General features: G+C 29.6%; 7 protein-coding genes. All 7 read right to left on the bottom strand.

Annotated features, from left to right (window positions below):
- Positions 1–4: 4 nt before the first annotated feature.
- The 7 genes from ACQPUY_RS06865 to ACQPUY_RS06835 all read right to left on the bottom strand — a co-directional run bounded on the left by ACQPUY_RS06865 (position 5) and on the right by ACQPUY_RS06835 (position 12,717).
- Positions 5–415 (bottom strand): YbaN family protein, encoded by a 411-nt coding sequence (locus ACQPUY_RS06865; protein ID WP_430840404.1) that lies wholly within the window; start codon positions 413–415, stop codon positions 5–7.
- Between the two features lie 36 nt (positions 416–451).
- On the bottom strand, positions 452–742 hold the full coding sequence (locus ACQPUY_RS06860) for a nitrous oxide-stimulated promoter family protein (protein WP_430840403.1): 291 nt from the start codon (positions 740–742) through the stop codon (positions 452–454).
- A gap of 80 nt (positions 743–822) precedes the next feature.
- Positions 823–2,487 carry a thiol reductant ABC exporter subunit CydC gene (gene cydC / locus ACQPUY_RS06855; RefSeq protein WP_430840402.1) on the bottom strand — a complete coding sequence of 555 codons (1,665 nt, stop codon included), beginning with the start codon at positions 2,485–2,487 and terminating at the stop codon, positions 823–825.
- A 1-nt stretch (position 2,488) separates the two neighbouring features.
- The gene (locus tag ACQPUY_RS06850) at positions 2,489–4,243 is read right to left on the bottom strand and encodes an ABC transporter ATP-binding protein/permease (RefSeq protein WP_430840401.1); all 1,755 of its coding nucleotides are present in this window, start codon (positions 4,241–4,243) and stop codon (positions 2,489–2,491) included.
- A 230-nt stretch (positions 4,244–4,473) separates the two neighbouring features.
- On the bottom strand, positions 4,474–6,348 hold the full coding sequence (gene feoB, locus ACQPUY_RS06845) for a ferrous iron transport protein B (protein WP_430840400.1): 1,875 nt from the start codon (positions 6,346–6,348) through the stop codon (positions 4,474–4,476).
- A gap of 12 nt (positions 6,349–6,360) precedes the next feature.
- On the bottom strand, positions 6,361–6,582 hold the full coding sequence (locus ACQPUY_RS06840) for a FeoA family protein (RefSeq protein ID WP_430840399.1): 222 nt from the start codon (positions 6,580–6,582) through the stop codon (positions 6,361–6,363).
- Between the two features lie 156 nt (positions 6,583–6,738).
- Entirely contained in the window at positions 6,739–12,717 is a 5,979-nt protein-coding gene (locus tag ACQPUY_RS06835) for an alpha-N-acetylglucosaminidase TIM-barrel domain-containing protein (protein ID WP_430840398.1), read from the bottom strand.
- Positions 12,718–12,871 lie beyond the last annotated feature (154 nt).

The following is a 12,871-nucleotide window of genomic DNA, read 5'->3' as shown; positions in this document are numbered from 1 at the left end:
CCAATTAAACCTCTTTGTTAAGTTTCATTACTGCTTTTTCTTCTTTTGTTATAGTTTTAATTCTAAAAATAAAATAATAAAATTTAAATAATATCAGTACTACAATAACAAGCTTCATAAATAAGCTATCTAAAAAAATTAATGGAAAAGCTAGCATAAAATCTGCAAAAGCTAAAATACAAATTTTTTCTTTTAGCGTCATAGACCTTTCTTTAACAAAGGAATCTAAATGATTTTTATATAATTTTGTATTAATAAACCAATTATTAAATCTATCAGATCCTTTTGCAAAACAATAAGATGCTAATAGTAAAAATGGTGTAGTTGGTAATATAGGAAGTATAACCCCTATTGCTCCTAATACCACAGCGATAAGGCCTACCGTTATATAAACATATTTTTTTATAGATTTCATGTTAATTTCTCCTATTCTAAAATTTTATATTATTTATTAGTAAGTCATATGCCTGAATAGCTCTATTGGATTATAAATAAGTAATCTCGGACCTGAAAATTTCATGACCTTCTTAACCCTTTCTTTCATATCCTTTTTATAGCAGTGTATTGGACATTTTGCACAAGTGCTTTTTTCTTCTCCAAACTTACAAAGACTAAGTCTCTTATTTGCATATTCTAATAACTCTTGACACTCATCACATAATTCTTTATTTTTATGTTTCTTTTTACAATAAATCTTTATCATAAGTTCAATAGTTCTTTTTTCTCTTTCTATTTTAGTCATATAAGTACTCCCCCTAGATTTTGATAATCATTATCAATAATAATTATTAATAAAGAGGATTTATCATCCTCTTTATTAACTTATACTATTTTTTTATTTTCTAGCTTATAAACTTTATCACATATAGCTGTTGTAGACTTTCTATGTGAAATAAGAATTATAGTCCTATCTTTACAGTTTTCATTTATAGACTTTAAAATTTCTCCTTCATTTAAAGCATCTAAATTACTAGTTGGTTCATCTAAAATAAGTACTTCACTATCTTTTAAGAAGGCCCTAGCTAATCCAATTCTTTGCTTTTCTCCTGAAGAAAGATTTCCACCAAGTTCCCCAACTTTTGTGTCATATCCATTAGGCAATGTTAATATAAAGTCATGTATAGATGCCTTTTTAGCAGCTTCAATAACTTCTTCTTCAGTAGCATTCTTATTTCCTAGCTTAATATTTTCCATTATAGATTCATTGAAAAGATAAGTTTCTTGGCTAACTAATCTTTGAGTATTTCTTAGAGATTTAGTGTTAACTTCTTTAATATTTATATTATCTAATTTTATATCTCCTGAATTAACATCCCAAAATCTCATTATTAGCTTAATAAATGTACTCTTACCTATTCCACTTTCTCCTATTAATGCAATCTTTTCTCCCTTTTTAATATTTAAGCTAGTATTTTCAAATATTTTTTCTTTCCTATTTGGATAAGAGAAAGTTACATTATTATAAGTTATATCTTTACAAATTATATCATTCTTTCCTGAAACTTCTTCTACTTGTGGATTTTCATCTAAAAGTTCAAATATTCTTTCTGCACAAGCAAAAGTTTGAAGTAATGTATTAGAAAGATTACTTAGTGCAACTACTGGTCCAAAAGATGATGCTATTATTACTATAGCTACTATAGCAGTTGTAAATGTGATTTCACCTGATAAGAACTTGCTTGTACCAAGTAAAACGAAAGTTAATATTGCTATCATTATTGTAATATCTGTAGTAGCTCTAATAATTCCTTCATGTTCTTTTATCTTATCTAAACTCTTATTTAATCTTTTAGAATTCTCATTTATTTTCTTAAGTCTTTCCTCACCATTTTTATACAATAATACTTCTTTTAAACCTCTTAAAGAATCTAAAACATAGTTATTACTTTCTCCAAAAATATTTCTGTAATTTACTCCTGATTCCTTTGCAAAACTTGAAGAAGCATATGGTATTACAAAACCTACTATTATATAGAATATAGCAGCTACAACTCCAAAAATTGGACTAATTAAAAATAATATTATAGCTATTATACTATTTGTTATTATTGCTATAGATATTGGTGCTATTGTGTGAGCATAAAATACCTCTAAAAGCTCAATATCTGAAGTTATTAAAGCAATTAAGTTTCCCTTTTCCTTGCCTTCTAATTTAGCTGGTGCAAGCTTTCTTAAAACAGTGAAAATCTTATCTCTTAAAATATATAAAATCTTAAATGCTATATAGTGTCCCGATAATTGTTCACCGTATCTTAAGAATCCTCTTAGTAATGCTGCTACAACCATTACTATTAAAGCTGCTTTAAAACTTATAAAAGTTATATCTCCAATAAATGCACCAAGAGCAATTGCTCCAAAAGTAGCTATTGAAATAGCAGCTAAAAATCCTAACACTCCCATAGAAATTGTAATTAACATTATAGGAGCAAGTGGTTTTAATTCTACTATTAGTCTCTTCATTATTTGGAAGCCTGATCTTCTTTTCATATTAGCAAACCTCCCTAATTTCTTCTAATTCATTTTGTTTATTTACCATGTTATGATAATATCCCTTAGCATTCATTAACTCATGGTGAGTTCCTTCTTCTACTAATTCCCCTTTATGCATAACATAGATATTTTTAGCCTCTTTAACATTAGCTAATCTATGAGATATTACTAATATAGTTTTGTCTTTAGAAAGATCGTATATAGCTTCCCATATAGCTTCTTCACTTTCAACATCTATATTTGAAGTAGCTTCATCAAAGATTATCATCTTTCTGTTTGCAAGTATGGCTCTAGCTAAAGCTAATCTTTGTTTTTGTCCTCCAGATAAGGCACTTCCACCTTCTCCTACATTAGTATTTAATTTATCTTTTAATCCTTGCACAAAATCATATAATCTTGAAACCTTTAATGCTTCATTTATTTCTTCATTAGTAGCATTTTTTTTGCCTACTAAAAGATTATCTAAAATACTTCCATTGAAAATATAACTATTAGTAGATATTAAACCTATATTTTCATATACAAGATTTGAATTAAGCTTTTCGATATCTATATTGTTTAATAAAACTTGTCCCTTATTAACTTTATAATTATTTAATATTATAGAAGCTATAGTACTCTTACCTGAACCACTTTCACCTACTATTGCAACTATTCCATTAGGTGTAATATCCATATTAATATTTTTTAATACTTCTCTTTCACCATCATAACTAAAAGTAACATCTTTAAGTTTAATATTTATATCTTCTTTAATTTCTTTTACTTTATCATCAACTTCTTTTTGTCTTTCTTCTGCATCTAAAATTCCAAAGATTCTATCTGAAGCTGCCATTCCATTCATTGCTATATGGAAGTAAGAACCTAGAAGTCTTAGAGGGATAAAAAATTCTGAGGATAAAAGTATTATTATAAGTAAGCTTCCTGGTAGTAAATCTCCATTTTTAAATTGAATTAAAGCAACTATAGTTCCTGCTGCTGCACCACCAAAAGCAACTAAATCCATTATTGTAATAGAATTTAACTGCATACTTAAAACCTTCATTGTTATTTTTCTAAACTTTTCTGCCTCTACATTCATCTTTTGATGTCTTTCTTCATCCATATCAAAAACCTTTAAAGTTGTAAGTCCTTGAAGATTTTCTAAGAAACTTCCACCTAAATCAGAATAGCTTTTCCAATAGTCTTTTAAAATTCTCTTTGCTATTTTCATTATTGCAATTATCGATATCGGAATAAGAGGTACACAAAGTATAAATACTAAGGCCGCTTTAACTGATATAAAGCTCATAAATACAAATAATGTAACTGGTACTAATAATGAATAGAAAAATTGTGGTAGATACTTACCAAAATATATTTCTAATTGTTCCACTCCTTCTACCATTACTTGAACTATAGACGATGTACTTTCAACACCACTATATCCAGTACCTAACTTAAGTAACTTCTTATATACAAGTTCTCTTAAAGTAGTTCTAGCCTCAGATGAAGCTAAATTAGAAAACTTAGCATATAGGATATTAGATATAAATCTTATAATTAAAAGTAAAACTATTATAATTCCTGGTTTTAAAATTGAATTTATATCTATAGCGCTTACTCCACCAACATAAACCTTATTAATAAACTGTCCAATAAGTATAATTGTAATTATATTACATATAATTGCAATCCAGTTCGCTAATATAGTAAGACCTATGTATTTTTTTGATTGGCTGCATAAATTTATTAGCCTTTTATTAATCATCATAATATCTTCCTCCGACATACCGATATTTATTTCAATTCTATTAGACTATTGATAGTATACATTAACTGATAGTGATTTTCAATAGGTAATTATGAAATTATAAGTTTTTGACAAAGAACTTTATATATATTCTCAATAACTTCTTAAAATTTAAAATAAGAACTCAGCCAAAGCTGAGTTCTTTCATTAATTCTTAATTCTTCATTCTTCATTTTTCATTATTCATTTTCCTAAGAGTGTACTGCTTCTCTAACCTCTTCTTTGTTAAAATACTTAACCAAAAGTAAAATTCCTAATGAAAGTATTCCTAAGAAGATTAAGAATTCTATTGTGTATGCAAGGGTCACTCCTCCTGTAATAAGTGTTGCTACAAATTTAAATAAATATGCGGCTACCCAAGCTAATACAAATTGATAAGCAATTGATAAATACATCATCTTAGTTCCATATTCTTTTTTCATAACACCTATAACTGCAAAGCATGGTGTATATAATGAAACAAATACTAAGAAAGTTAGTGCTGTTACTGCTGTAAACATAGTTGGTAGTACTACAGCTAAATCTCCGTATACTATTTCCATAGTTCCAATTATTAATTCCTTTGCTGCTAATCCAGTAATAATTGATACTCCAGCTTCCCAGCCTCCAAAACCTAATGGCTTGAATATAGGTGATATAAATCCACCAACACTTGCTAAAAAGCTAGTATTTATTTCATCAGTAAATCCACTCATATTAAAGTAAGTTAAGAACCAAATTACTATTGATACTGCAAATATTAATGTTCCAGCTCTTATTATAAAGCCTTTAGACTTATCCCAAGCATTTAATAATATACTCTTTAAAGTTGGCATTTTATATTCTGGAAGTTCTAATATGAATGGTTCTTCATCTTTCTTAAATAAAGAATTTTTAAATAATAATCCTACTAAAATTGCAACTACTATTCCTAATAAGTATAATCCCATTACTACAAATTCTTGATTTGAAGCAAAGAAAATTGAAGCGAATAGAGCATATACAGGTAATCTAGCTCCACAAGTTACAAGTGGTGCTAATAAAGCTGTCATCTTTCTGTCTTTTTCACTTTCAAGAGTTCTAGTTGCCATTATTGCTGGTGCTGAACATCCAAATCCCATTATTATTGGAATAAATGCCTTTCCTGATAATCCGATTTTTCTCATTATTCTATCCATAAGGAAGGCCATTCTTGACATATATCCACAATCTTCAAGGAATGATATACCAATGAAAAGCGAAAATATTATTGGGAAGAATACTATAACTCCTCCAACTCCAGCCACTATCCCATCAACTATTAATGATTGAAACCATGCTGATGAGTTCGCCACTAATCCTTCTACCATTGGTGTAAATATATCTGCTACAAAGGCATCCAAAGCATCAGCTAAAGGTTGTCCGAACCAACTAAATGTAAACTTAAATATTATAAATAATGCAATTAAAAATGCCGGATATGCTAATATTGGGTTTAATACTACCTTATCTATTTTTTCTCCTATATATTTTGATTTACCTTTTCCTTTAGCAGAATCTTTTATAATCTTATCAATAAAGGAATAAGCTTCTTTTTCACTATTAAATTTTAAATTATAACTTGGAATAATTTCTTTAGATTTATTGATTTCTTCTGATATATTTTCTAATCCAGTTTTGTTCTTTGCTGATATTGGTAAAATCCTAACACCAAGCTTCTTTGCTAAAACTTCTGTATCTATATTAAGTCCTCTTTTATTAGCTATATCCATCATATTTAACAAAACTAATATCGGCTTATTGAATTGCATTAATTGAGTTGTAAGATATAAATTTCTTTCTAAATTTGTAGCATCTACTACATTTATAATTAAGTCAACATCTTCATTTTCTAAATAAGATCTTGATATTTTCTCTTCATTTGAATATGTGTCCATGGCATAAATACCTGGTAAATCAACTATCTTTATGTCTTTATTTATAAAACCATACTTCTTATCTATAGTTACTCCTGGCCAGTTCCCTACATATTGTTTTGCCCCAGTTAAAGCATTAAAAACTGTGGTTTTTCCTGTATTGGGATTACCTACTAATGCTACATTTATCATTTTACACACTCCTTAAACATTTAAATGAATATTTTTTGCATCTGTTTTTCTAATAGCTAAATCAAAACCTCTAAATGATATTAATATTGGGTCTCCTAATGGTGCAACTAACTTAACCTTAACTTCAGTCCCCTTTACACAACCTAAAGCCCTAAGCCTCTTAGCTAATCTAGGGTCTCCTCCTACCTCTCTTACCGTTCCAGATTCCCCAACCTTCATATTAAATATAGTCATTAATCTTCCCCCTTACATAATCTTCTATATATACAATTATAATCAATTGAAATTGATTGTCAATAATTTTAACCAATATATGTTAAATTTTTATCAATTTTTTTACAAAAAAATATAGCAAAACTCCACGTCTTGCTATATCATTTATAAACTATTTTAATTTTCCTTTTTCTTTCTTACTAATAGTCCACCAACAGCTGTTGTTGCTCCACCTAATATTAATGTTAATATAGATAAAGCTCCACCAGTTTGAGGAAGCTTACTATCTTCTTTTCCAGTAGTACCATTATTATTCACATTGTTAGCTTGATCTCCACTATTGTTGTTTGCATTTCCGTTATTAGAACTATTATTATTTCCACCATTTCCATTCTCTAATTTAACTAAGCTTTTAATAGCATTATTTATTCTAGCTATTGCTGAATCTATATCAGCTTGAGTGGATTTTTCTGATTCTAGTACTTTCTTTCCTTCTTTAATCTCTACTAATAATGCTTTATAGCTATCCTTAGTGTAATCATTCTTATTTAAAGCTTCTGATTTTTTGATTACTTCTTCTAATTCTACCTTAGAAGTATTTTCAAATACCTTCAATGCTTCCTTAGCTTCAATAACTTTATTCTTTAATCCTTCAACTACTACAGTTATTTCTTCTAATGTTGCTTCATTATTATCTCTAATATTTTCTGCATCTAATACTAATTTTTCTAATTCTGTTTTTAATTTAGATAAACACTCATACTTTCCTAAATCTTTAATCAATTCTTTTCCTTCATTAATTAAGTTCTTTAGTTCTGTCTTATCTGGCAATGCTGATTTTAATAATTCTGATTCTGCATTTAACAATTCTTTTATACTTTCATCTACAGTTGCTTGGCTTGCATTACTATCTAATAATACTACCTTAGCCTTATTTATTTCTAATACAAACTTTTCAACTGCCTCTGCATAATATTTTCCTTCAGCATTTTTTACTGTCTCTTCAGCATTTGTTATAGCAACTTCCAAAGCATCTTTATTCACTATAATTACTTTAGAATCAAACTCTCCTACTGCATTCTTTAAAGTATCAATAATCTTCTCTACTTCTTCTATAGTAGTTGATCTCGTATAATCTTCTTTAGCCTTTGCAATAACTGCTTTTAATGATTCAACATCAGATTGAAGGAACTGTCCATTTCCTTCCCCTACTACTGCATCATTTAACCTACCTTCTGCTATTTCTAATTCTACTTTATATTTATTATCAGCATCTAGAGAAACATATCCTTCTTCTATTATTAACTTTAACTTAACCTTAGCCTCATCTAACTCTTTTTGTGTTACAATCTTAGTATCATAAACTGCTTGAGCCTCTGTTATTCCAGTTTTTAAATTAGCAATACTATCATTAATCACAGCTCTCTTGTCCTCTTTAGCTTCTGCTCCTAAAGAAGTCTTTAAAGCATTCAATACTATATTAGCATCACTTATGGTAGTTAGTAGGTCTTTTCTATTTATTATTACAACTTGTGAGTAGAATTTATTTACAGCTTCTTTTAGCTTAACTATTTCTGTTTCTACTTCAACAGAGTTTATTCCATTCATTGAAGCTGCTTTAGCTGAATTTATTGCTGTTAATAATTCATTTTTTGCAGCATTTGGATATTGTCCAGCATATTCACCTTCTTTTGCATTATTGTAGATCTTTTCTACTTCACCAATGTAATTCACTAATTTACCTGTTACATCTGCCTTATAAACCTTAACTTCATTAACAGTTAATTCTTCATTTGCGAAGTTAATTCTTATTGCATCTGTAGCAATTGGATTTTTTATAGCTGTTAATATTTTTTCTACTGTACTTGTATTTTCGCTATTATCAACAAGCTCTATCCATTCTTCTTCATTTTCAATGCTTCTATATTCAACAGTGTATTTTAATCCACCATCAGCTTTACCAATAGTTTCAATAGTGTTGATATCTACTATCTTACCAAAATCTATTACATACTCTTTATTTGAATCTGCATTTAAATTAGTTCCGCTTGTTTCATTCCCATCAATTAAAAACTCTCCCTCTAGAGGATTGACAGTTGCATTTATAGCTACATTTTCCGGTCTTGAGAAAGCTCTAATTTCAGCTACTGCTGGCCAAGCTAGGTATGCATTACCTTGTCCATTATTTCCTGTTATTTCAACTTTTATTTTCTTAATATTCTTATTTACAGGAATATTATATTTTAAATCTGTAACTTTATCATTAGATGTCATATCTAATACTCTATGAGTTTCATTGTTTCCATCTACTACATCCACATAAAACTTAAATGGCAATCCTTCTTTTTCAAATACTAATTCTAAATTATCAACATAATAAGAATTAACTAAATCTACATTTACATTAGATGGATATTTTCCACCATCAGCTACCCATAAGGTATCATCTTTACCATCTGTTACATTTGAAAGAGGTCTTCCATTTTCAGCGGTACTTCCTGTTACCGGCTTATCCAACGCAACATTTACTGCTTCAATTTTAACTTCTTGTTTTCTTAAAGCTTTAATTTCAGCTAGTCCTGCCCAAGCTCCAGGATATGACCCAACATTATTCTTACCATGGAAAGTATATCTAATTCCCTTTATTTCTCTATTTACATCTATAGTATATCTTCTATCCAAAGCATTACTTTCTGTGCTCTTATCTAATATAACTGTTTCTGTTCCATCTTTTTCAGTTACACTTACAGTAAACTTAAATGGTAATCCTTCTTTTTCATGAACTATTTCTACTTTATCAACAAATTCAGTACCTTCTAAGTCAACAAATAATGAAGAGTTTAATGCTTCACTTGTAGCTGCCCAAATTGTACTATCATTGCCATCTGTTAAATTAGTTGATGGTCTATCCCCACTTGTATCTGCCCCTTCTACTTTAACTGGTTTCTTTAAGGCAATATTATCATAAACTACTTTTTCTCCAGCATTTTCATAAACCATAAGTTCAGTCATTTCTGGAATGTTTTCTTTATTATCACTTTTAAATGTATACCTTACAGCATCTGCAGTTCCCTTGTAATCTAATGATATAGTCCCAGTTATACTATCGCCTTCTTGTGATCCAACTACATTCCAAGTATCACCGTTTCTTACTTCTACTTTATAATCAATATGAAATCCACCTGCTGCTTGGTTTGGAGCAAATGCTATTCCATTAAGATTTCTTTCACCTTCTAAATCTATTGTCATAGTTACTGGCCACTTAACTTCTGTTCCCATCCAAGCTGTACCTGTAGTTCCATCTGTTAAGTTTTTAGCTGGGTAATTTACATCAGTCTCTACTCCTTCAACTACTACATTCTTACCTAAAGCTATATTAACTTTTTCTACTGCATTTGATTCTCCATCTAAGAATTCATCCATATTAGTTACTGAGAATTTATCCATAGCCATTCTAGCTAAAGCTCCTAAATCTTCTCCTGATCCTTCTGTTGTATATCTATTATCTTCTGTTGTCTTAGTATTTGCCCATTGATACTCCATTTTATGCCAATTGACTTCTGGAGCTGGACTTCCTGTTTCAATTTCAGTAACAACATTATTAACCCAGGTTTCCCATCTCTTATAATATAAATCTTCAGTTAATCCTGCCCATTGTCTATTTGAATAATCCTTTAAATCTGGATTTTTATAATCTCCCCAAGTAGTTATTAATGCTCTTGCATTAAACTCAAATAAATCCATTGTCCAATCATCAGCACCTGATAACATAGTTCTTGCTTGATCAATCCAAGTTCCAACTAAGAATTCAGGACTAGTTGATAGAACTTCTTCTTGAAGCTTAATTAATTCTAAGAAGTGTGTTGAAATCTTTTTAAATAATTCTAAATCTTTATTATCATAAGCTGCTACCATTTCTTTATGATATTCTTGAGCAGAGTTTGCTAATACTTGTTTAGTTACATCTAAGAAATCATAAATAAAGGCTTCGCTATCCTTTAATTCATCGTATGAACTTATGAATAATTGTAAAGCTTTTTCAAGTTCTTCCTTATCATAAGTAATATTATTATGTCCCCATGTTGATGCACTGTTTATTTCAGTTGCAGGCCTTGAGTTAATTACTGATTCAGCCGCTCCTTGGTAATAATCGTTGGTTTTCTTATAAGCTGTTTCTAATAATATATTCCAAGCTTCTTGAATATCCTCATTTACCTTACCATATCTTCTTTCAATATAATCTTTAGTCCATTGTCTAAAGTCTATTGAATCTCTTGTCCAAATCATATCACCAATTAATTCATAAACTATTGGACTGTTGTTAATTGCTTCTGGTGTTATACCTATCCCCTTCATATTTTCAGACTCAGCATAGGCTGCTGGAATATTATTTGCTAATATTTCAGGTTGTCCATCTAATCCCATTCTTCCACCAAAGTTATGAAGCATATTCCATACCCATGGTAAATCTTGACTATCAAATCTATTCCAATCTGGATTTAAATCTGAATTTAAATCTAGTATTAAAGCTTGATCCTTTTTAAGTCCTGATAACTTTTCATTATTAGGATTTCCTTGCCAGTGCTGAATTACCCATACTGAATCTTCATCATGTTCTATCATCTTATTTTGAACTGTTTCATAAATCTTTCCATTATTTAATCCACCAGTATTACCACCTTCATGGAATGGGTCAACCGCATAATAATTACTAACATCACCAAACACTTCTTTTTGAGCTTTATAGAATGCATCTGCAACTTTTGCAAAGTAATCCTCTTCTCCCTCATTTACATAAGTTTTAAGCATATCTGGTCTATCAAAACCACACCATTCACCTTGCTTAATTACTTGTGCATCTGGATTCTTTTCAGTAAAGTCTAATGGAACTCCACCTGAATATCCTTGTAGAACTGGAGTAATTCCTAGAGTTTGCATTCTATCATGCATTTGTCTTCCAAGTTCAGCTCTATCCTCAAACCAATTGTTTGGTAATGGTCCTCCAAAGCTTGTCATGTTTTGCATATAGAACCATGCAAAATATCCTGGTCCAGAAATATATTCTTTTATTTCCTCATCTGAATATCCAAATTCACTTAAAGTTCTTCTTAAAACTTCCTCCTGTCCTACTATGTCAAGGATTAAGTTAAAGCCATTCATTGCTGACCAATCTATAAATGCTTCATATTCATTCCAATCCCAGAAAGCCATTGTATATGAATATGTACAGAAGTTTAATGAATATCTTTGTTCATATGGAGTATCTACTGCAACTTTTTCCCCTACATTTGGCAATACTTCAGGCATATTTAAGTTGGAACCCATTATAGGATTATACATAACTTTTGCATAATTCTTTAGATAGTAATTAAATCCTGATGCTAAAGATACACCATCATTACCTCTTACCACTATTTTACCATCTGCTCCATCTTCTACTTCAAATACATCATTTCCTGAAGAAGTTTGTTCTATGATTTCAAATTTAAAGCTATCCTTATATTCATCTCCAATAACTCTTCCAACCATATTTGTCATTTCATTTATAGTTTTTTCATTTGCATAATTTATATTGTTTTCAAATTTGTTATACTCTTCTGACCACTTAGTATCTTCAAAGTTTTCTACTGAAATCGGAGTTTCTTTTGCTACTTCGCTAGAGACTTTATTACCGAAAACTTCAATTTCTGCTATATTTGAATCATTATTATCCGAAGTGAAGGTAACATCAATTCTTATCTTAGATGCTCTAACATCACTTAGGCTATAAAAATCACCATCATCATCAGCAACTGAATTATCTGATTTATATGCTACCTTTTCATAGTTTTCTCCATCAGATGTTGCATAAATATTATAATTGTAGTATCCATTTTGCTTGTTATAGATTTTAATTCCTGACAAATCATATGTTCCATCTAATTCTAACTCTACCCATCTAAAATTATTTGATGATTCCCAATAAGTTGATACGTCTCCATCTATTGCAAGCTGACTATCATGACCTTCAGTATTACTTTTAGCAGTAATCTTCATTTTATCAGAACTTATTTTATTTTCCGTGCTTGCATAAGTCGGAAAAGGAATTGATGTTAGCATGCTAGCTGTTATTGTTATCGCTAGAGCTCTTGCTACCTGTCTTTTAACATTTTTCATTGACCAGTTTCCCCCTTGAGATAATATTGTGATTAAATAAATTTATACATAAAAACCTTGAAAATAAAAAAAGCCGAGAAGAACTCCAAGGACTCTTCTCAGCTAATGCCTATCATAATAGTAACACGCTAATCTAAACTATTTATAATTTTAT

Origin of the sequence: Clostridium nigeriense, from assembly GCF_050585245.1 — a bacterium.
GTDB classification, from domain to species: domain Bacteria; phylum Bacillota; class Clostridia; order Clostridiales; family Clostridiaceae; genus Clostridium; species Clostridium nigeriense_A.
This window is presented reverse-complemented; position numbering and strand designations above follow the sequence as displayed.